Genomic DNA, 21158 nt, shown 5'->3' on the forward strand with positions numbered 1-21158 from the left:
GTAACCCTTCGGGCCCGTCACGCGTCTGACTTGACGCGGGACGGGCCCGTGTCAGGCGCACGGCGTGGAGGGGCAGGGGAATGGCGGCGAAAGGTGGGGTGCGGGGAGAGGTCCCCCCGGTCGAGGACACGATGTCCCTGACGCCGGTGGACAAGAACGCACCGGAAGCAGACGCTTCCAAGAACGACGGCGGGCACAGAGCCGGCCGAGGCGTGGACCGCAGGCGGCGCAGACGGCGTGTGCTGCGCTGGTCGGCGACGGTGCTGGCGGTGGTGATACTCGGCGGCGCGGGCGCCGGATACCTCTACTACGAGCACCTCAACTCCAACATCAAGAGCGACGACCTCAACCTCGGCGACGCCAAGGACCGCGCGGCCAGGACACAGGCCAACTCGGCCGGTCAGACGGCGCTGAACATCCTGCTGATCGGCTCGGACGCACGCGACACCGCGGAGAACCAGAAGCTGGGCGGCGCGAAGGACACCTACGGCGGCCCCCCACTCGCGGACGTCCAGATGCTGCTGCACATCTCGGCGGACCGCAGCAACATGTCGGTGGTGAGCATGCCGCGCGACACCCTCGTCGACATCCCCAAGTGCACCGACCCGGACACCAAGAAGACGTACGCGGCGAGCACCCGGTCGATGACCAACGAGTCGCTGGGCCGTGGCGGCCCGGGCTGCACGGTGGCGACCTGGGAGAAGCTCACCGACATCCACATCGACCACTTCATGATGATCGACTTCTCGGGTGTGGTGTCGATGGCGGACGCCATCGGCGGCGTCCCCGTGTGCGTGGACGCCAACGTCTACTCGCACACCGGCACCGGCAAGGGCTCCGGCCTGAAGCTGGAGGAGGGCACCCACTCCATCAAGGGCAAGCAGGCCCTGCAGTGGCTGCGCACGCGCTACGGCTTCGAGGACGACACCGACCTCGCCCGCGCCAAGGCACAGCACATGTACATGAACTCGATGGTCCGCGAGCTGCGCGCCAACGCCAAGCTGACCAACCCCAACAAGCTGCGCAAACTGGCCGAGGCGGCGACGAAGGCGATCACCGTCGACGACGGGCTGGACACCATCACCAAGATGTACGACCTGGCCACCGAGCTGCAGAAGGTGCCCACCGAGCGCATCACGATGACGACGATGCCGAACGCCTACGACACCGTCCAGACCGGGCGCGTGGTGCCCACCTCGGACGCCACGAAGCTGTTCCGGCTGGTGCGCGAGGACATCGCCCTCGACGGCAAGGACGAGAAGAAGACCACCGCCACGCCGTCGCCGACGGTCACGGACACCGCCGCCGCGGACGACGAGATCGCGGTGCAGGTGCACAACAGCACCCGTACCGGCACGCTCGCCCCGGTCAGCGGGCGCGCGGCCACCGTGACCCAACTGCTGAAGAACAAGGGCTTCACCGAGGCCGTCGCGGACACCTCCGCGGCCACCTCCGAGGAGACGACCCTGATCCGCTACCCGAGCGCCGACCTCCAGGCCGACGCCCAGCGGGTCGCGAAGGCCCTCGGCATCCCGACGAGCCAGGTGAAGAAGTCCACCGACGTCTCCGGAATCACGCTCTTCGTGGGCGGGGACTGGCGCTCGGGCACCAAGTACGAGGCGCCGAAGAAGGAGGACAACGACACGACGCCCGCGTCGGCGCAGGCGATCAACGGCGCCGACGACTCGCAGTGCATGCACGTGGACCCGAACTACACCTGGTAGTCCGGGCCCTGGTGCCGTCCGGCGGTGCTCAGCTCGACGAGCTGCTGAGGACCGCCGGGCGGCGCGACGCGATGACCTTCCTCGCCAGCGACCTGGGGCTGGTCAGGAAGCCGAAGCCCCACGACATGTGCATGGTGGCGAGGGCGACGGGGATCTGCAGCCGTGCCTTCAGCGGCAGCCCCTTGCCGGCCGGCACCGACCCGGCGGCGATCGCCGCGAGGTAGCCGCCGGGGATCACGAACCCGAGCGGGGTGACGGCGGCGCCCACGACCAGGCCCGCGACTATCGCGCAGACCGCGGCGGGCGGGGCGAGGTAGCGCAGGTTGATGGAGCCCTCGTGGTAGCGGGCGACGACGTGCCGCCAACGGCCGTAGTCCTTGTACTGCTTGGCGAGCGCCCTCACGCTCGGCCGCGGCCGGTAGGACACCCTCAGCTCCGGCGAGAACCAGATCAGCCCGCCGGCCTCCCGGATGCGGAAGTTCAGCTCCCAGTCCTGGGCGCGGATGAACTCCTCGTTGTAGCCGCCCTGCTGCTCCAGCGCCTCGCGCCGGAAGACCCCGAGGTAGACCGTCTCGGCCGGACCGGCCTGCCCGCCCGTGTGGAAGGCGGCGTTGCCGACACCGATCTTCGAGGTCATGGCGGCGGCGACGGCGTGCTCCCAGTCGTTCTCACCCTCGGCGTGCATGATGCCGCCGACGTTCTGCGCGCCGGTCTCCTCCAGGAGCCGTACGGCGGTGGCGATGTAGTCGGGGGAGAGCATGCCGTGGCCGTCGACGCGGACGACGATCGGATGGCGGGAGGCCTTGATCGCGGCGTTGAGGGCGGCGGGCGTGCGGCCGGTCGGGTTGGGGACCGTGTGGACGCGCGGGTCGTCGGCGACGAGCGCGGCGGCGATCTCGTCCGTGCGGTCCGTGGACGGACCGAGGGCGATCACGACCTCCATCTCGCCGGCGTACTCCTGCGCGAGGATCGCTTGGACGGCTCCGCGCAGATGCCGCTCCTCGTTGAGGACGGGCATGATGACGGACACGGCGGGGAGCTGCACGTCGGGCTTGGCGTTCATAGGGGGCTCACGTTACCGCGAACGGGGGACACGGTTGCGCCCCGCCGGGTGCGCTGCCCCGGGCGACAGATCGTACGGGCCTACGGTACTCACGGCTCCCCGCTCCCCCACTCCCCCGCTCCTCGGCCGTCGCCCGGAGGTGTCCCCGTATGCCCACCACACCGCCCCGGACCCGGCGCCGCCCGCCCCGTCCCCCGGTACGCAGGAGACGGCCCCGCTGGGCCGTGCGGGCGGCGACCACGCTCTCGGCCGTCGTGCTGGCCTCCGCCGGGATCGGGCACTCCGTGGTCACCAGCCTCGACGCGGACATCGCCCGGGTCGACCCCTTCAAGGACATGAAGAACCGTCCGCGGGCGGGCCACGGCATGAACGTCCTGCTGGTCGGCACCGACGGGCGGGACAAGGTCACGGAGCTCGAACGGCGGCGGTTCCGGCTCGGCGGCGCGCCCTGCCACTGCACCGACACCATCATGATCGTGCACATCTCGGAGGACCGGGAGCGGGCCAGCGTGGTCAGCCTGCCGCGCGACTCCTACGCCCGCACACCCCCGCACATCGACCAGGTCAGCGGCAGGAAGCACCACGGCCACCCCGTCAAGCTCAACGCGGCGTACGCGGAGGGCGGCCCCCAGCTCACCGTGCGCACGGTGGAGAGCATGACCCGTGTGAAGATCGACCACTATCTGGAGGTCGACTTCACCAGCTTCATGAAGACCGTCGACGTGCTGGGCGGTGTGAAGATCTGCACGGCGCAGCCCCTGAGAGACACCTACACCGGCCTGGACCTGCCACCCGGCAAGCACACGCTGCGGGGCGGCACGGCCCTGCAGTACGTCCGCTCCCGGCACGCTGACGCCTCCTCCGACTTCGGCCGGATGAAGCGTCAGCAGCGTTTCCTGGCCTCGATGGTGGACCAGTCGACCTCGTCCGGGATCCTGTTGAATCCGTTGAGGTTCCGGGACGTGGCGCGGGCGGTGCTGAGCTCGGTGCGGGCGGACCGCGGCTTCGGGACGGACGAACTCCTGGACCTGGGCCGGGCGATGCGCACCTTCTCCCCGTCCTCCTCCGAGTTCACCACGGTGCCGGTCGGTCGCACGGGGTTCGAGGTGCCGGGCATCGGCTCGACCCTGAAGTGGGACCCGGTGAAGGCGGAGCGTCTCTTCCGGTCCCTGCGCGAGGACAAGCCCCTCGCCACCGCGGCCCCCCGTCCACGGCCTCGCCCCCGGGAGGAGGTGCTGCGGGTGGAGGTGCCGCCGCAGCAGATCCGGGTCCAGGTCGAGAACGGCACGACGACGAAGGGCCTGGGCAGGCGCGTGGACGACGCGTTGGCGGCCACGGGCTTCCGTACGACCCACCGCCCGGTCGACGCCCGCGACCACGCCGTCCGGCGCACGGTCGTCGTCCACGACCCCCGCTGGGACCGCTCCGCCCGGTCCCTCGCCGCGGCCTTCCCCGGCAGCGAACTGCGCGCCGTCCCCGGCCTCGGCCCGACCCTGAGGGTCGTCGCCGGCGCGGACTTCCGGGAGGTCCGCAAGGTGGGGGCGCAGGAGCCGGTGTCGCCGGAGCCGGAGGTGGTGCGGGGGGACGAGGTGGGGTGTGCGTAGGTACGTATTCCTCCCTCTGGGGAACGAATAGTGCGGATTGGTTGCCTCCGCCCGATGGCGCAAGGCGTCCGGGGAGCGTAGGACGGAAGTGCACGGGGCCCGCCCCGGGCCCCTCACCCCACCCCGGAGGAGCCATGACCATGAACCAGCCCGGAACCATGCCGGCCATGAGCAAGGAGATGCAGGACTGCGTCGAGGCGTGCATGGCCGCCCACACCATGTGCGAGGAGACCATGAGCTCCTGCATGCAGATGGGCGGCGGCCAGGCCCAGATGCGGATCATGAGCGCGCTCATGGACTGCTCGGAGATGACCCGCATGTGCGCCGACATGATGATGCGGCGCTCGCCCCTGTCGGCAGAGATGTGCGCGATGTGCGCCAGGGCCTGCGACATGTGCGCCGAGGCGTGTATGTCCATGCCCGACGACCCACAGATGATGCGCTGCGCCGAGGCGTGTCGCCGCTGCGCCACGACGTGCCGTGCGATGGCGGGCGCCACGATGTGATCTCCGCCTGAACGCGATCAGGGGCACCCCCGTGGGTGCCCCTGGTCACGACGTGGCGTCACTCGAACAGCGGCGCCAGCTCCCGCTCCAGGTCCGCCGCCGTACGGAAGTGCACGGCCCGCATGCCCAGCGCGGCGGCCGCGGCCACGTTCTCCTCGGTGTCGTCCACGAACAGGCACCGCTCGGGCCGGGCGCCCGCCCGTGCCGCCCCCAGTTCCAGGATCCGCGGGTCCGGCTTGGCGAGCCCGACGCGGGCGCTGCTGACGACGTCGTCCGCGAGGTCGGTGAGGCCCATCGCGGCCAGGTCGGCCTCCAGTCCCGTCGTCGCGTTGCTGACCAGGACCAGCGGCACGCGGGTGCGGGCCCGGCGCAGCAGCGCCACCACCTCGTCGTCGGCGTGGAAGGGCGACTCCAGCAGCGCGGTGCCGAGCGACCAGGCCGTCTCCTCGTCCTCCACCAGGCCGGCCAGCCCCTCGGCGATGGCGGCGACCCACTCCTGCTCGGTGATCTGCCCCAGCAGCAACGGCCCGTCGACCTCCGGGGCGAACGCCACCTTCTTGGTGGTGCCCTCCGCCAGCCCGGCGGTGCGCTCCAGCGCCTGGAGGTGGGTGGAGTCGAAGTGCCGTACCACGTTGTCGATGTCGCAGAGCACCGCGTCGAAGGGGCGGTCAGTCACTCGTCACCGTGACCTTCTCGTCGTTGTTCAGCTCCTTCACCAGCTGCTTCACCTTCGTCTTGTCCCAGACGAGGTTGCCGCCGGAGGAGCCGGAGATCGGCATGTTCATCGACACGCCGTCGCCGCCGTTGACGCCCTTCATCGCGAAGAACATCGAGCCGAGGTCGTACAGCCCCATGTCCTTGTCGACGATGAGCGAGTCCAGGCCCGCGCCCATCACCGGGTAGAACTTGAAGGGGTTCAGGATCGTCGACGGGGTGGCCACCTGGTGGGCCAGGGCGGCCAGGAACTTCTGCTGGTTCTTGGTGCGCTGGAGGTCGGACGCGGCGAACGCGTGCCGGGTACGGACGAAGGCGAGCGACTCCTCGCCGTTCAGCGTCTGCTTGCCCGCCTTGAAGTCGGCGCCCGAGTACTTGTCCTTGAAAGCCTTGTCGATGGTGATCTCGACGCCGCCGACCGCGTCCACGATGTTCGCGAACCCGGCGAAGCCGATCTCGACGTAGTGGTCGATGTGCAGCCCGGTGTTGTACTCGATCGTGCGGACCAGCAGCTCGGGACCGTCCTCGGCGTACGCCGCGTTCAGTTTCACGTGCCGGCCCGAGCCCTTGTACGTCTTGCCGGACTCCGAGCCCACGTACGTCGGGACCTCCACGTCCGAGTCGCGCGGCAGCGAGATCAGCGTGTCGCCGTTGGACCCGACGTGCAGGATCATCATCGAGTCGGTGCGCTTGCCCTCGGCGGAGCCGGTGTGCAGCTCCTTCTTCTCCGCGGCGGACATGCCCTCACGGCTGTCGGAGCCGACGATCAGGTAGTTGGTGCCGTCGCCCGCCTCGGGCCGGTCGATGACCTTCGACAGGTCGACCTCGCGGCGCAGCTTGCCGTCGGCCCAGAAGTAGGTGCTCACCGTCGTGACGATCAGCACGCCCGCCACGGTGATCGCGGTCCACTTGACGCGGCGGCGCCAGTTCGGCGCGGGACGGGAGTTCCGGGGGTACCCGCCCGCCGGCCCGCCCGGCTCACCGGGGCCGCCGGGGGAACCGTAGACGTGGCCCGTGCTGTAGCCGCTGTCGTAGCCGGCCTGCTGGGCGTTGGTGTAGTCGCCGTGTCCCTGGCCGTTGACGTACGACGGCTGCGGCGGGACGCCGGGGCTGTGCGGCGGGGCGGCCGGGCCGCGGCGGACCTGGCGCATGACGCGCGCGCTCTCCGGCTGGGCGCCGGCACTGCCGCTTCCGTAGCGGGGGCCGCCGTTGTTGTCGGACCATCCCTCGGGCCAATCGTTCATGCGCCCCAGTGTGCCGGTCAGGGCTGTGTCCCTTACAAGGGGCGTCGGAGAATCAGGGCCGCGCTGTTGCCAAGCTGACACAAAATCCCGGGTTGTCCCCCTCGGCATAAGGTGGAGGTCATGACAGACCAGGTCACCGCAGTGGACTCGGATATCCCGGGCATTCCGGGCAAGCCGACGTCCGCGTCCCGCACCACCCTCAGCCACATCATGACCCACAACGACACCAACCTCCTGGGCACGGTGCACGGCGGTGTGATCATGAAGCTCGTCGACGACGCGGCGGGTGCCGTGGCCGGGCGGCACTCCGGCGGGCCCGCCGTCACCGCGTCCATGGACGAGATGGCGTTCCTGGAACCGGTCCGCGTCGGCGATCTCGTCCATGTGAAGGCCCAGGTCAACTGGACCGGCCGGACCTCGATGGAGGTCGGCGTCCGGGTCCTGGCCGAACGCTGGAACGAGTCGGCGCCGCCCACCCAGGTCGGCTCGGCCTACCTGGTCTTCGCCGCCGTGGACGCCGACGGCAAGCCCCGTGCGGTTCCCCCGGTGCTTCCGGAGACGGACCGCGACCGGCGCCGCTACCAGGAGGCCCAGATCCGCCGCACGCACCGGCTGGCGCGCCGGCGGGCGATCATGGAGCTGCGGGAGCGGCGAATCGCCGAGGGCTACGAGAACTGAGCTGCGCGGAACTCAGTTCGGGGCGCGAGAGGTAGTGGGCCGCCGGATCGTGCGGGACGGGCCGCGGGGGTCGTGAGACGGCACGACGAAGGGCGCCCCGGCACCGGGGCGCCCTTCACGGCTGCGGTCGTGGCGCCGGCCGTTACGGCAGGTTGCGGGCCATCACTATGCGCTGGACCTGGTTGGTGCCCTCATATATCTGCGTGATCTTGGCGTCGCGCATCATGCGCTCGACCGGGTAGTCACGGGTGTAGCCGTAGCCGCCGAGGAGCTGGACGGCGTCCGTGGTGACCTCCATCGCCACGTCCGAGGCGAAGCACTTGGCGGCCGCGCCCTGGAAGGTGAGGTCGGCGTCGCCGCGCTCGGACTTGGCGGCGGCCGCGTAGGTCAGCTGGCGGGCGGCCTCGATCTTCATGGCCATGTCGGCGAGCATGAACTGGATGCCCTGGAAGTCGGCGATCGGCTTGCCGAACTGCTTGCGCTCCTGGACGTAGCCCTTGGCGTAGTCGAAGGCGCCCTGGGCGACACCGAGGGCCTGGGCGGCGATGGTGATGCGGGTGTGGTCGAGGGTCGCCATCGCCGTGGCGAAGCCGGTGCCCTCCTCGCCGATCATGCGGTCCGCCGGGATGCGGACGTTGTCGAAGTAGACCTCGCGGGTCGGGGAGCCCTTGATGCCCAGCTTCTTCTCCGGGGCGCCGAAGGAGACCCCGGGGTCGGACTTCTCGACCACGAAGGCCGAGATGCCCTTCGAGCGCTTCGTGGGGTCCGTGACCGCCATCACCGTGTAGTACTCGGAGACGCCGGCGTTGGTGATCCAGCGCTTCACGCCGTTGAGGATCCAGTGGTCGCCGTCGCGGACCGCCTTGGTCTTCATGCCGGCCGCGTCCGAGCCCGCGTCCGGCTCGGAGAGGCAGTACGAGAACATCGCGTCGCCCTTGGCGAGCGGGGTCAGGTACTTCTTCTTCAGGTCCTCGGAGCCGGAGAGGATCACCGGGAGCGAGCCCAGCTTGTTCACGGCGGGGATGAGGGAGGAGGACACGCAGGCGCGGGCCACCTCCTCGATGACGATCACCGTCGCCAGCGCGTCGGCGCCCGCGCCGCCGTACGACTCGGGTACGTGCACCGCGTGCAGGTCGCTCGCGACCAGGGCGTCCAGCGCCTCCTGCGGGAACCTGGCCTCCTCGTCGACGGCTGCGGCGTACGGCGCGATCTTCGCCTCGGCCAGTGCGCGGATGGCGTCTCGGAGCATGTCGTGCTCCTCGGACGGGCGATACAGGTCGAAGTCAGCCGATCCGGCCAAGGTTGCTCACGCTCCAAAGACGCTGCTGTTACCGACGCTAATTACCGTTAAGTAACTCAAATTTTAGAGGTCCGGCAGCGGGACTGATACGTGAGCTGGACAACAAGGGGAAGGTCCTGGGGGAAAGTGCCCGGTGAGGGGCCCCGGCACGCCCCGACTATGCTCAGGCAGCGCACCCCCGGCTTACCTCTCTGGAGCACCCATGAGCCTCAAGATCACCGTGATCGGCACCGGCTATCTCGGCGCGACACACGCCGCGGCCATGGCCGAGCTGGGTTTCGAGGTGCTCGCCCTGGACGTCGTCAAGGAGAAGATCGAGAAGCTGGAGCGCGGCGAGGCCCCGATGTACGAGCCGGGTCTCGAGGAGTTGCTGCGCCGGCACGTCACCGGCTTCGAGGGGGCGACCGGGCGGCTGCGGTTCACCCAGGACTGGGCGGAGGTCGGCGCCTTCGGCGATGTGCACTTCGTGTGTGTGAACACCCCGCAGAAGCACGGTGAGTACGCCTGCGACATGTCGTACGTCGAGTCCGCCCTGGCGTCGCTCGCCCCGCATCTGGCCCGGCCCGCCCTCGTGGTCGGGAAGTCGACCGTGCCCGTGGGCTCCGCCGACCGGCTCGCCCGTATGATCGCCGAGCTGGCGCCCGCCGGCGCGGACGCCGAACTGGCCTGGAACCCGGAGTTCCTGCGGGAGGGGTTCGCCGTCGACGACACCCTGCACCCCGACCGGATCGTCGTCGGCGTGCGCAGCGAGCGCGCCGAGAAGCTGCTGCGCGAGGTGTACGCCACCCCGGTCGGGGAGGGCTCGCCGTTCGTCGTCACCGACTTCCCGACCGCCGAGCTGGTGAAGACCGCCGCGAACTCCTTCCTCGCCACCAAGATCTCCTTCATCAACGCGATGGCGGAGGTCTGCGAGGCCGCCGGCGGTGACGTCGCCAAGCTGGCGGAGGCCATCGGCTACGACGACCGGATCGGGAAGAAGTTCCTGCGGGCCGGGATCGGCTTCGGCGGGGGCTGCCTGCCCAAGGACATCCGTGCCTTCATGGCGCGCGCCGGTGAGCTCGGCGCCGACCAGGCGCTCACCTTCCTCCGCGAGATCGACTCCATCAACATGCGCCAGCGCGGCCGGATGGTGGAGCTGGCACGGCAGGCGCTCGGGGGCGGTCCCTTCCTGGGCAAGCGGGTCGCCGTGCTCGGCGCCACCTTCAAGCCCGACTCGGACGACGTACGTGACTCTCCCGCGCTGAACGTGGCCGGGCAGATCCACCTCCAGGGCGGCCAGGTCACCGTCTACGACCCCAAGGGCATGGACAACGCCCGCCGGGTCTTCCCGACGCTCGGATACGCCGACTCGGCGCTGGAGGCCGTACGGGGCTCCGACGTCGTCCTGCACCTCACCGAGTGGCGGGAGTTCCGTGAGCTGGACCCGGCGGCGCTCGGGGAGGTCGCGGCGGTCCGGCTGATTCTCGACGGGCGCAACGCCCTCGACCCGGTGCTGTGGCGCAAGGCCGGCTGGACGTACCGGGCGATGGGCCGGCCCACGGCCTGACCCAGGGGTGACGCCGGTTCGGCCGAGGCTCAGTCGGCCGAACCGGCGTCTGTCTGCATTCTGCCGCACCCGAGTGATGTTTGCCGCGTGAACTTCCTCTGGGTCTTCTTCCGGGGCGCGCGGGAGGGCTGCGCGTTACGCGGCGGGACCGTGCGGGCATCCGTTCGGCATGGCATTCGTCGCTCGTTTCCGTTCCGTCGTGCTCGACTGTCCCGACCCGCGCGCGCTCGCCGAGTTCTACGCGGCGGTCCTCGGCGGTACGCCCCGGGCCGAGGAGGGCGAGGAGGACTGGTACGTCCTCCAGGTGCCCGACGGCCCCCGGCTCGCCTTCCAGCAGGTCGAGGGGTACACCCCGCCCGAATGGCCGCGCCCCGACCGCAATCCGCAGCAGTTCCACCTCGACCTCGACGCCGGCGCCACCTGGGCGGAGGTCGACGCGGCGCACGAGCGGGTGCTGGCTCTGGGGGCGCGGCCGCTGGACCTCGAGGACCGGGAGAAGAAGGACTTCCAGGTGTACGCCGACCCGGCGGGCCACCCGTTCTGCCTGTGCCGGATCGAGACCCCCTGACGATCAGCCGTCCAGCTCCGCGATGTTCGCTCTCGACGCCTCGCGGCGCTCCTGCGCGGCGCGGGCCGTGAAGTCGGCGGTGCGCAGGACGCGCTGAGCGTTGCCCCAGGTCAGCAGGGCGAGGTCGGTGTCCGTCCAGCCCCGGCGCAGGAGTTCGGCGACGAGGTGCGGGTAGCCGGAGGCGTCGGCGAGGTCCTGGGGATGGGCGGCGCCGGAGTCGTACGTACCGGACAGGCCGACGCAGTCGGGGCCCGCGACGGCGCGGACGTGGTCGAGGTGGTCGGCGACGTCCCGGACGTCCGGGCCGGTCTGCTCGGCGGTCAGCGGCACCATGCACAGCCCCTTGGCGGCGCCCAGCCGGGCGAGCAGCACGTCGGGGAGGTTGTCGGGGTGGGGGCACAGTGCGCGGGCGGCGGAGCGGGTGCACAGCACCGGGGTCCTGGAGAGCGCGAGGACCCGGCCGATGGTGGCGTCGGAGGCGCCGGAGAGGTCGGCGAGCACGCCCAGCCGGTTCATCTCGCGCAGGACCTCCTCGCCGAACCGGGTCAGCCCCGCCTCGCTGGCCCAGGAGGTGCCGGCGAGGGTGAGGACGCGCAGTCCGAGGGAGTGCAGGACGCGCAGTATGGCGAGGGAGTCGTCGAGGGCGGCGGCGGGGGCCGGGCCGAGGACGACGGCGACCCGGCCGCAGTTGCGGGCGTCGAGGACCTGTCCCGCGGTGCGGGCGGGGCGCAGCCCCTCCGGGTGCGTGGCGATCACCGAGCGGGCGAGGTCGAGCTGCTCCAGGGTGGCGCCGACGGCCCGGTCGGCGGCGAGTCCCTCGGGCAGGTGCAGCGAGCAGAACAGCGCGCCGACATGCCCCTTGCGCAGCCGGGGTACGTCGGTGTCGACGCCGCGCTCGCCGAGCTGGAGGTCGTGCCAGGGCAGATGGCGCAGCGCCCGGGGCAGACCGCTGTAGCCGTCGGCGACGGGGTGCGCGGCGAGCAGGGCGTGGGCGCGCCCGAGGTGGTCGGTCTCCGCTTCGGCCTCGGGGACGTACGGGGCGGTGAGGGGAACCGGCAGTTCGTCGGCCTCGGGAAGGTCGTGCACTTCGTCCTGGAGGTCGGTCATGACGGTCTCCGTACGTCGCTCAGCGGCTCGATCGGCAGCGGTACGGCCACCGTCGCACGGGGACGGGGAGGCTTCCTGGTGGGTGGGGCGTTCGGGCGTACGCCCCACCCGGGAACGCCGGTCAGCCGTCCAGCGACTCGATCCTCGCGTGCGACGGCTCCCGTGTCGCCCGTAGTTCACGGGCCACGTCCTCCGCCGCGCCCAGCACGCGGACCGCGTTCTGCCAGGTCAGCTTGGCGAGGTCGGGCCTCGACCAGCCGCGGTCGAGGAGTTCCGCGATCAGGTTGGGATAGCCGGAGACGTCGTTGAGGCCGTCCGGGGTGAAGGCCGTTCCGTCGTAGTCGCCGCCGATGCCGAGGTGGTCGATGCCCGCCACTTCGCGCATGTGGTCCAGGTGGTCGGCGACGGTCGCGGCCGTGGCGACGGGGCGCGGGTTGCGCTCCTCGAAGGCACGGTGGACCTTCATCGCCTCGGGGGTGGTGTCCAGGTCGAAGAATCCGTGGGCCCGCAGGTTGTCGCCCGCCGCCGCCGTCCAGTCCACCGCCGCCTGGAGCACGAACTTCGGTACGAACGTCACCATGGCGACGCCGCCGTTGGCGGGGAGGCGTTCAAGGACGTCGTCGGGGATGTTGCGGGGGTGGTCGCAGACCGCGCGGGCGGAGGAGTGCGAGAAGATCACCGGCGCGGAGGTGGTGTCCAGGGCGTCGCGCATGGTCGTCGCCGCGACGTGCGAGAGGTCGACGAGCATGCCGAGGCGGTTCATCTCGCGCACGACCTCGCGGCCGAACGCCGTCAGGCCGCCCGCCCTGGGCTCGTCGGTCGCCGAGTCCGCCCAGTCCACGTTGTCGTTGTGGGTGAGGGTCATGTAGCGGACGCCGAGCGTGTACAGGCCGCGCAGGGTGCCCAGCGAGTTGGCGATGGAGTGGCCGCCCTCCGCGCCCATGAGTGAGGCGATACGGCCCTCCGCCCGCGCCGTCTCCATGTCGGCGGCGGTCAGGGCGGCCCTGAGGTGCTGCGGGTGGCGGTCGATCAGCCGCTGGACGCAGTCGATCTGCTCCAGTGTCGCCGGGACCGCGTCCGGCAGGTCGGCGCGGACGAACACCGACCAGTACTGCGCGCCGACTCCGCCCTCGCGCAGACGCGGCAGGTCGGTGTGCAGGTGGGCGGCCTGGGAGGTGGCGATGTCGCGGGCGTCGAGGTCGTAGCGGACCTGTTCGCGCAGTGCCCAGGGCAGGTCGTTGTGGCCGTCGGCCACGGGGAACTCGCGCAGCAGGTCGCGGGCTTCGTCCAGGGAGGTCATCTCCGTCACTTTCCGAAGCCGAAGCCGTTCGAGCCCTCGACCTTGGCGCGCAGCCGCTTGCCCTTCTCGGTGGCCTGGTCGTTCAGCTCCTGCTGGAAATCGCGCATCCGGGCGAGGAGGTCCGCGTCGTGGGCGGCGAGGATCCGGGCGGCGAGCAGGCCGGCGTTGCGGGCGCCGCCGACGGAGACCGTGGCGACGGGCACGCCGGCCGGCATCTGCACGATGGACATCAGGCTGTCCATGCCGTCGAGGTACTTCAGCGGGACGGGCACGCCGATGACCGGCAGCGGGGTGACGGAGGCGAGCATGCCGGGGAGGTGGGCGGCGCCGCCGGCGCCGGCGATGATCACCTTCAGGCCGCGTTCGGCCGCCTGCTCGCCGTACGCGATCATCTCGCGGGGCATGCGGTGCGCGGAGACGACGTCGACCTCGTAGTCGATCTCGAACTCGTCGAGGGCCTGGGCGGCGGCCTCCATGACGGGCCAGTCGCTGTCCGAACCCATGACGATGCCTACAACGGGGCTCATTCGGTGATCGTGCCTCTCAGGTAGCCGGCTGCGTGACGGGCGCGCTCCAGCACGTCGTCGAGGTCGTCGCCGTAGGTGTTGACATGGCCCACCTTGCGGCCGGGCTTCACGTCCTTGCCGTACATGTGGATCTTCAGCTGGGGGTCGCGGGCCATGCAGTGCAGGTACGCGGAGTACATGTCCGGGAAGTCGCCGCCGAGGACGTTGACCATGACCGTCCAGGGGGCGCGCGGGCGCGGGTCGCCGAGGGGGAGGTCGAGGACGGCGCGGACGTGGTTGGCGAACTGGGAGGTGACCGCGCCGTCCTGGGTCCAGTGGCCCGAGTTGTGGGGGCGCATCGCCAGTTCGTTGACGAGGACACGGGAGGACCCGTCGTCATTGCGGGTCTCGAACAGTTCGACGGCGAGGTGGCCGACGACGTCCAGTTCCTTGGCGATCGTCAGGGCCAGCTGTTCGGCCTGGAGGGCGAGGGCCGGGTCCAGGCCGGGGGCGGGGGCGATCACCGTGTCGCAGACGCCGTTGACCTGCTGCGACTCCACGACCGGGTAGGCGACCGCCTGGCCGTGCGGGGAGCGTACGACGTTGGCGGCGAGTTCGCGGACGTAGTCGACCTTCTCCTCGGCGAGGACGGGGACGCCCGCGCGGAACGGGTCCTCGGCCTCCTCGGCGGAGTCGACGACCCAGACGCCCTTGCCGTCGTAGCCGCCGCGGACGGTCTTGAGGACGACAGGGAAGCCGTCACCCTCCTGTGCGAACGCCGCCACGTCCTGCGGGTCGGTCACGATCCGGTGCCGGGGGCACGGGATGCCGATCGCGTCGAGCTTCGCGCGCATCACGCCCTTGTCCTGGGCGTGCACCAGCGCGTCCGGGCCCGGGCGGACCGGGATGCCGTCCGCCTCCAGCGCCCTGAGGTGCTCGGTGGGTACGTGTTCGTGATCGAAGGTGATCACGTCGCACCCGCGCGCGAAGTCACGCAGCGTGTCGAGGTCGCGGTAGTCGCCGATGACGACATCGCTCACGACCTGCGCCGCGGAATCCTGGGGGGTGTCACTGAGGAGCTTGAACCTGATGCCCAGCGGGATGCCTGCCTCGTGTGTCATACGCGCGAGCTGGCCCCCGCCGACCATGCCGACTACCGGGAACGTCACGCCCCCAGGGTATCGGCCACGCCGGCCCGGCCGGATCCCGCTCCTCTTACCGGGCTTTTCACCGGCTCATACCGGCCGTTTGCCGCGTTCTTCCCGACCTGTTCTCGACCTGTGAAGGCCGAGCACAGGAAACCGACAAGAGTGGTGGTTAGCATGGCTGGGTTGACGCAACCAAGACCCGGACGGGGGCCTGTACGACCATGGCGCATGGTTCCTCGGGGCAAGTCACGCACGGACGGCTGCGACGGGTGGCCCGTGAGCTGGCCAAATTCGGGGCGGTGGGCGGGGCCGGGCTGCTGGTCAACCTCGGCGTGTTCAACCTCGTCCGCCATCTCACCGATCTGCCGGTGGTGCGGGCCAGTGTCATCGCGACCGTCGTCTCGATCGTCTTCAACTACGTCGGGTTCCGGTACTTCACCTACCGTGACCGGGACAAGAGCGGGCGTACGAAGGAACTGACGCTGTTCCTGCTGTTCAGTGCCGTCGGACTGGTGATCGAGAACGGGTTGCTGTTCCTGGCGACGTACGGCTTCGGGTGGGACAGTCCGCTGCAGAGCAACGTCTTCAAGTTCCTGGGGATCGGGATCGCCACGCTGTTCCGCTTCTGGTCGTACCGGACGTGGGTGTTCCGGGCGCTTCCGGCGAAGGAGGCGGTGGCCAGTGCCGAGTCATTCCTCGCGGAGGAGTCGCTGATCGGGGAGCAGGCACGCGCGAGGAAGGCCCGGCAGCGGGTCAGCTGACCGGAGCTCCGCCGCCGACGGCGTCTTCCCTGGGGACTGCTCCGAGAAAGCCCCCTGCGGCGGCACCGCGTACGCCCCTACCTCACCATCGGCTCCTCGTCGCCCGATGAGGACCTCTTCTGAGGGGCCGTGCGGGAGAGGAAGATGCCGAAGACCGGGGGTTGGGCCTGGAGCATCTCGAGGCGGCCGCCGTCGGCCTCGGCCAGGTCGCGGGCCACGGCGAGGCCGATCCCCGTGGAGTTGCGGCCGCTGATCGCGCGTTCGAAGATGCGGGCGCCGAGATCGGCGGGGACGCCGGGGCCCTCGTCCGTGACCTCGACGACCGCCTGGTTGCCGGTGACACGGGTGCGCAGGGCGACCGTGCCGCCGCCGTGCATGAGGGAGTTCTCGATCAGCGCGGCCAGCACCTGGGCGACCGCGCCCGGGGTGCCCACCGCCCGCAGATGGCGCTTGCCGGAGCTGACGATGGCACGGCCCGCGCTGCGGTACGCCGGGCGCCACTCCGCGAGCTGCTGCTGGATGACCTCGTCCAGGTCGAAGGTGACCGCCGAGCCGGTCCGGGGGTCGCGGGCGTTGGTGAGGAGGCGCTCGACCACGTCCGTCAGGCGTTCCACCTGTGTCAGCGCGATCGTCGCCTCGTCCTTCACCGTGTCCGGGTCGTCGGTGAGGGTGATCTCCTCCAGGCGCATCGACAGGGCCGTCAGCGGGGTGCGGAGCTGGTGGGAGGCGTCGGCGGCCAGGCGGCGTTCCGCGGTGAGCATGCGGGCGATGCGTTCGGCGGAGGAGTCCAGGACGTCGGCGACCCGGTCCAGCTCGGGGACGCCGTAGCGCTTGTGGCGGGGCCTGGGGTCGCCCGAGCCCAGCCGTTCGGCCGTCTCGGCGAGGTCGGTGAGGGGGGAGGCCAGCTTGTTCGCCTGGCGGATGGCCAGGAGGACCGCCGCCACGACCGCGAGCAGCGCCACCAGGCCGATGATCAGAAGGGTGCGGCCCACCTCACGGGTGATCGTCGAGCGGGGCTCCTCCACCCGGACCGTCTCGCCGCCCTCCCCCCTCTCCTCGGCGTGGATGACGTCACCCTCGGGCCGGGCGCCGACCTCGATCCGCGGCCGGCCGGGGATGCTGATCACGGCGTAGCGGTCCTGCGTGACCTGGTCACGCAGGATCTCCGCGGTGATGTTCTCCGCGCCGAGCAGCCGGGTGTCCACGATGCCGACCAGCCGCACCGCCTCGGAGTCCACCCGCTCCTGCGCGCTGTTGCTGATGGTGCGGCTCTCGACGATGACGAGGGAGACACCGAAGACGGCGATCACCACGAGAACGACCGCGAGCGTGGACTGGATCAGGCGCCGGCGCATGTCCTCTTATCCCGCTTACCCTGCTTGGCCCGGTGCTCCACCGAGGTCCGCGCTCTCAGCTCTTCTCGAAGCGGAAGCCCACGCCGCGCACCGTGGCGATGTACCGGGGGTTCGCCGCGTCGTCGCCCAGCTTCTTGCGCAGCCAGGAGATGTGCATGTCGAGGGTCTTCGTGGACGACCACCAGGTGGTGTCCCAGACCTCGCGCATCAGCTGGTCGCGGGTGACGACCCGGCCCGCGTCCCGGACGAGGACCCGCAGCAGGTCGAACTCCTTCGCCGTCAGCTGGAGCTCCTCCTCGCCCATCCAGGCGCGGTGCGACTCGACGTCGATCCGCACGCCGTGGGTGGCGGGCGGCTGCGCGGGCTCGGCGGCGCCGCGCCGCAGCAGGGCCCGTACCCGGGCGAGGAGTTCGGCGAGCCGGAAGGGCTTGGTGACGTAGTCGTCGGCGCCCGCGTCCAGACCGACGACGGTGTCCACCTCGTCGGCGCGCGCGGTCAGGATGAGGATCGGCACGGCGTGCCCCTCGGCGCGCAGTCGGCGGGCCACCTCGAGGCCGTCCATGCCGGGCAGCCCGAGGTCCAGCACGACCAGGTCGATGCCCCCCTGGATCCCGGCGTCGAGCGCGGTCGGTCCGTCCTCACGCACCTCGACCTCGTACCCTTCCCGGCGCAGTGCGCGGGCCAGCGGCTCCGAGATGGACGCATCGTCCTCGGCGAGCAGTACACGGGTCATGAGCTGATGGTAGTCCGCGGGGGGCGGGGCCCGAAGTGTGATCGGCGCCCCTGTTTCTTACTCAGGGACATGTCGGACACCCGACACGCCGCCACTCCGTCCATCCTGATGCGTACCTACGGTCGAGGGGTGGCAGGATGGAATGGACCTTCAGAAGCGCGCCAGGGTTCCTTGATCACCTGTGATCCGCGTCTCAAGTCCTTCCATATCCGACACTCTCCTGACGTATGGTGAAACAACGCCTGCAGCACTGCGGGGACCTTTGGCGCACTCGACGCCGAAGGTCTCTTTTGTGTGCGGAATGACCTACGGCCGGGCCTCTGCTCGCGCGACGCGCGTAGAGGCGTGCACCCCGGGGGTCGCCGGCCACCGCTCCGCGATCCGGGGCGGACTCCCCGTGGGCATGGGGTGGACGGACCGACCCGCCGGTGCCGGCCGCCCCCCACCGGGCGCGTACCCCTCATGCACCGCGTCCCGACCAGCAAGGAACGACCATGGCGTCCAGCCTGACGACGGACTCGGTCCGCCCGGGCACCCCCGGTTCCGAGAAGACCTTCTTCGGCCACCCCCGCGGACTGGCCACTCTCTTCATGACCGAGATGTGGGAGCGCTTCTCCTACTACGGCATGAAGGCCCTGCTCCCGCTGTACCTGGTGGCACCGGGCGGCCTGCACCTGAGCGCGGCCACCGCGACCGCGATCTACTCGGTGTACCTGTCCCTCGTGTACCTGCTCGCCCTCCCCGGCGGCTGGTTCGCGGACCGCGTCCTGGGCCCCCGCAAGACGGTCGCGGTCGCCGGCGCGATCATCATGCTCGGCCACCTCACCCTTGCCCTGCCCAACTCCGGCACCTTCTTCGCGGGCCTCGGCCTGGTCGCGATCGGCTCCGGTCTGCTGAAGGCCAACATCTCCACGATGGTCGGCCACCTCTACGAGGGTCCGGACGACCCGCGCCGTGACGGTGGCTTCACCGTCTTCTACATCGGCATCAACCTCGGCGCCTTCGCCGCCCCGCTGGCCATCGGCACCGTCGGCGAGAACGTCAACTGGCACCTGGGCTTCGCCCTCGCCGCCCTCGGCATGGCGCTGGGCCTCGTCCAGTTCCTGCTCGGCAGCCGTCACCTGAGCGCACGCTCCGACGTCGTGCCCACGCCGATGACGCCCGCCGAGAAGACCGCCACCCTGCGCAAGGCGGGCCTGTGGGCCGCCGTCGCCGCGGTCTTCTACGCGATCGTCGGCTTCTCCGGCCACTACACCCTCAACTGGCTGCTGGTGCCGATCACCGTCGCCGGTCTCGTCATCCCGGTCATGGTCATCGCCCGCATCAAGCGGGACAAGGACCTGGACCGCGCCGAGCAGTCGAAGATGTCCGCGTACATCTGGTTCTTCGTCGCCGCGGCCGTGTTCTGGATGATCTACGACCAGGGCGGTTCCACCGTGTCCCTGTTCGCCGACTCCTCCGCCGACAACACGATCTTCGGCTGGGAGTTCCCGGTCTCCTGGTACCAGTCGGTCAACCCGGTCATGATCATGGCGCTGGCGCCGGTCTTCGCCTGGGCCTGGCTGGCGCTGGCCCGGCGCGGCAAGGAGCCGAGCACCGCGGTGAAGTTCGCGATGGGCCTCGTCATGATCGGCGCGTCCTTCTTCCTGTTCCTCGCCCCGCTGGCGATCGCCGACGGCGGTCACAAGGCGGCCGCGATGTGGCTGGTCGGGATCTACTTCGTCCAGACGATCGGTGAGCTGACGCTGTCGCCGGTGGGTCTGTCCGTGACCACGAAGATGGCGCCCGCGAAGTACGCCTCGCAGATGATGGGCGTCTGGTTCCTGGCCGTCACCGCCGGAGACGCCACCACCGGTCTGCTCTCCATCGCCGGTGTCGACCTCAACAGGACGGGGATCGTGGCCTTCCAGGCCGTGCTGGCCGTCATCGCCGGTGCGGCGGTGTGGATGTACCGGAAGAAGGTCAGGGAACTCATGGGAGACGTTCACTGACGTCCGCCCGCAGCCGACGGAGGCCGTTGCACCCCGATGGGTGCAGCGGCCTCCGCGCGTCGGCTAACGCACCCTTCTTCCCGGCATGAAGGTGAACACCGCGCCGCCCAGCAGGATCGCCGTGCCCGCCACCAGGCCCAGCGCCTTCAGGGCGCCATGGTCCCCGGAGCCCGTCTCCGCGAGGCCGCCGCCGGTCGTCGTACTGGACGAGCCACTGCCGCCGGAGGCGCCGCTCGCCTGTTCCGCGGTGTCCAGGGTGAGGGAGACCGCCGTCCTGTCCGGGGTGCAGGTGGTGGTCGTGCCCATGGCCTCGACCACCAGGACGCCCGGGGAGAGCGTGGACTTGCCGGTCGCGCCCGGTTTGTAGGTGCCCTTGAGGTCCGGGATCTCGATCGGGGCGTTCTGCGGGATCGCCTCGGCGTTCAGCGGTCCCTCCACCTTCACCGTGCCCTCGTCCGCGCCGCCGAGCACGACCTGCATGGTCGGCTTCACCTTGCCGGCCGGGATGGCGATCGGACTGTCCATCACCGACTTCTTGAACTGCACGGTGAGGTCGTAGCTCCCGCCGTCCTTCTTGGCGTTGATCTGGATCGGCGAGGTCGCCTTCTTCTCACCGATGGGCGAGGCGCAGGTGTAGGGGATGTCCACGACCTTGCCGGTGAAGTCGGTCTGGCCGTCGTCGCTCGTCGCGCTCGCCGACGTGCTGGGTGTAGAGGACGTACTGGCCGTCGGGGTCTGGCTCTCGGTCGTGCTCGCGCTCACGCTTCCCGACGGGTCGGACGAGGCGCTCGAGCTGTTCCCCTCCCCCGGCGTCACCGTGATCGTCGCCGCCGCCTGCACCGCCTCCGAGGGCGTGCAGGTGGTGTTCGTCTGCATCGCGTTGACGACGTACGCGTCCGGCGTCAGCGTCACCTGCCCCGCCGCCGTCAGCTTCAGCGTGCCCTTCATGTCGGACAGCACCATGTCGCCGCCCTTGGGGATCACCGGATTCTCGCGCGGGCCGGTCATCTCGACGGCCGCGGTCTGCGCGCCGGCCGCCTTGAGGGTGCCGGACGGCTGGACCGAGTTCGCGGGCAGGTCGATGAGGTCGGGGTTCTTCGACGCGGCCTGGGTGAACTTCCAGACGATGTCGACGGTGTCGCCGACCTTCGCCGTGGCCGGCGCGGTGATGTCGACCTTGGTGGTGCCGTCGATCTCGGGCAGCCCGATGCCCGAGGGCGGCACACAGTGGGTGGCGTAGGACACCTCGGCGGCCTGGGCCGGTCCGGCGGTCACGCCGAGCAGCGCGGCGGCCCCGGCGAACAGCACGG

At 70.6% G+C, this 21158-nt stretch carries 19 protein-coding genes; 8 read left to right on the forward strand and 11 right to left on the reverse strand.

Annotated features, from left to right (window positions below):
* Positions 1-80 precede the first annotated feature (80 nt).
* Positions 81-1724, forward strand: coding sequence for an LCP family protein (locus ACIBVL_RS21810; protein ID WP_399098910.1), 1644 nt, complete (start codon positions 81-83; stop codon positions 1722-1724).
* A gap of 28 nt (positions 1725-1752) precedes the next feature.
* Here the strand turns inward: ACIBVL_RS21810 and ACIBVL_RS21815 are convergent, their stop codons facing one another.
* Positions 1753-2787 (reverse strand): glycosyltransferase family 2 protein, encoded by a 1035-nt coding sequence (locus tag ACIBVL_RS21815; RefSeq protein WP_399098911.1) that lies wholly within the window; start codon positions 2785-2787, stop codon positions 1753-1755.
* A gap of 149 nt (positions 2788-2936) precedes the next feature.
* Between ACIBVL_RS21815 and ACIBVL_RS21820 the strand changes: the two genes are divergently transcribed.
* A complete protein-coding gene (locus ACIBVL_RS21820; protein WP_399098912.1) occupies positions 2937-4391 on the forward strand; it encodes an LCP family protein in 1455 nt (484 codons plus the stop codon).
* Positions 4392-4525: 134 nt separating this feature from the next.
* Positions 4526-4897, forward strand: a complete 372-nt coding sequence (locus tag ACIBVL_RS21825) for a four-helix bundle copper-binding protein (protein WP_399098913.1) — start codon at positions 4526-4528, stop codon at positions 4895-4897.
* Positions 4898-4955: 58 nt separating this feature from the next.
* Here ACIBVL_RS21825 and ACIBVL_RS21830 read toward each other — a convergent pair whose 3' ends face one another.
* Together ACIBVL_RS21830 and ACIBVL_RS21835 are read right to left on the reverse strand one after the other, a co-directional pair.
* Positions 4956-5573 carry an HAD family hydrolase gene (locus ACIBVL_RS21830; RefSeq protein WP_399098914.1) on the reverse strand — a complete coding sequence of 206 codons (618 nt, stop codon included), beginning with the start codon at positions 5571-5573 and terminating at the stop codon, positions 4956-4958.
* Positions 5566-6855, reverse strand: a complete 1290-nt coding sequence (locus ACIBVL_RS21835) for an LCP family protein (RefSeq protein WP_399098915.1) — start codon at positions 6853-6855, stop codon at positions 5566-5568. Before ACIBVL_RS21835 ends, ACIBVL_RS21830 begins: the two co-directional genes overlap by 8 nt.
* Before the next feature lie 120 nt (positions 6856-6975).
* On the opposite strand from ACIBVL_RS21835, the gene ACIBVL_RS21840 reads away from it, so the two are divergent.
* A complete protein-coding gene (locus ACIBVL_RS21840; RefSeq protein ID WP_399098916.1) occupies positions 6976-7533 on the forward strand; it encodes an acyl-CoA thioesterase in 558 nt (185 codons plus the stop codon).
* 142 nt (positions 7534-7675) lie between these two features.
* Here ACIBVL_RS21840 and ACIBVL_RS21845 read toward each other — a convergent pair whose 3' ends face one another.
* A complete protein-coding gene (locus ACIBVL_RS21845) occupies positions 7676-8833 on the reverse strand; it encodes an acyl-CoA dehydrogenase (RefSeq protein WP_399098917.1) in 1158 nt (385 codons plus the stop codon).
* A 202-nt stretch (positions 8834-9035) separates the two neighbouring features.
* On the opposite strand from ACIBVL_RS21845, the gene ACIBVL_RS21850 reads away from it, so the two are divergent.
* Both ACIBVL_RS21850 and ACIBVL_RS21855 read left to right on the forward strand, forming a co-directional pair.
* Positions 9036-10379: a UDP-glucose dehydrogenase family protein gene (locus tag ACIBVL_RS21850; protein WP_399098918.1), complete on the forward strand. Its 1344-nt coding sequence runs from the start codon at positions 9036-9038 to the stop codon at positions 10377-10379.
* A gap of 169 nt (positions 10380-10548) precedes the next feature.
* Positions 10549-10947 carry a VOC family protein gene (locus ACIBVL_RS21855; protein WP_399098919.1) on the forward strand — a complete coding sequence of 133 codons (399 nt, stop codon included), beginning with the start codon at positions 10549-10551 and terminating at the stop codon, positions 10945-10947.
* A gap of 3 nt (positions 10948-10950) precedes the next feature.
* Here ACIBVL_RS21855 and ACIBVL_RS21860 read toward each other — a convergent pair whose 3' ends face one another.
* The 4 genes from ACIBVL_RS21860 to ACIBVL_RS21875 all read right to left on the reverse strand — a co-directional run bounded on the left by ACIBVL_RS21860 (position 10951) and on the right by ACIBVL_RS21875 (position 15029).
* Positions 10951-12054: a dipeptidase gene (locus ACIBVL_RS21860; RefSeq protein WP_399098920.1), complete on the reverse strand. Its 1104-nt coding sequence runs from the start codon at positions 12052-12054 to the stop codon at positions 10951-10953.
* A 121-nt stretch (positions 12055-12175) separates the two neighbouring features.
* A complete protein-coding gene (locus ACIBVL_RS21865; protein WP_399098921.1) occupies positions 12176-13354 on the reverse strand; it encodes a dipeptidase in 1179 nt (392 codons plus the stop codon).
* Positions 13355-13359: 5 nt separating this feature from the next.
* Positions 13360-13857 carry a 5-(carboxyamino)imidazole ribonucleotide mutase gene (purE, locus tag ACIBVL_RS21870; protein WP_399099477.1) on the reverse strand — a complete coding sequence of 166 codons (498 nt, stop codon included), beginning with the start codon at positions 13855-13857 and terminating at the stop codon, positions 13360-13362.
* Between the two features lie 20 nt (positions 13858-13877).
* On the reverse strand, positions 13878-15029 hold the full coding sequence (locus tag ACIBVL_RS21875) for a 5-(carboxyamino)imidazole ribonucleotide synthase (RefSeq protein WP_399098922.1): 1152 nt from the start codon (positions 15027-15029) through the stop codon (positions 13878-13880).
* A gap of 200 nt (positions 15030-15229) precedes the next feature.
* Between ACIBVL_RS21875 and ACIBVL_RS21880 the strand changes: the two genes are divergently transcribed.
* Positions 15230-15769, forward strand: coding sequence for a GtrA family protein (locus tag ACIBVL_RS21880; protein WP_399098923.1), 540 nt, complete (start codon positions 15230-15232; stop codon positions 15767-15769).
* 77 nt (positions 15770-15846) lie between these two features.
* Here ACIBVL_RS21880 and ACIBVL_RS21885 read toward each other — a convergent pair whose 3' ends face one another.
* Together ACIBVL_RS21885 and ACIBVL_RS21890 are read right to left on the reverse strand one after the other, a co-directional pair.
* Positions 15847-17124: an ATP-binding protein gene (locus ACIBVL_RS21885; protein ID WP_399098924.1), complete on the reverse strand. Its 1278-nt coding sequence runs from the start codon at positions 17122-17124 to the stop codon at positions 15847-15849.
* 55 nt (positions 17125-17179) lie between these two features.
* Complete coding sequence (locus ACIBVL_RS21890) at positions 17180-17857, reverse strand: response regulator transcription factor (RefSeq protein ID WP_030603615.1); 678 nt, start codon at positions 17855-17857, stop codon at positions 17180-17182.
* Positions 17858-18351: 494 nt separating this feature from the next.
* Between ACIBVL_RS21890 and ACIBVL_RS21895 the strand changes: the two genes are divergently transcribed.
* Complete coding sequence (locus ACIBVL_RS21895; protein WP_399098925.1) at positions 18352-19848, forward strand: oligopeptide:H+ symporter; 1497 nt, start codon at positions 18352-18354, stop codon at positions 19846-19848.
* A gap of 63 nt (positions 19849-19911) precedes the next feature.
* Here ACIBVL_RS21895 and ACIBVL_RS21900 read toward each other — a convergent pair whose 3' ends face one another.
* On the reverse strand, positions 19912-21153 hold the full coding sequence (locus tag ACIBVL_RS21900; RefSeq protein ID WP_399099479.1) for a hypothetical protein: 1242 nt from the start codon (positions 21151-21153) through the stop codon (positions 19912-19914).
* Between the last annotated feature and the right edge of the window lie 5 nt (positions 21154-21158).

The organism is Streptomyces sp. NPDC049687 (assembly GCF_044465285.1).
Classification (GTDB): Bacteria; Actinomycetota; Actinomycetes; order Streptomycetales; family Streptomycetaceae; genus Streptomyces.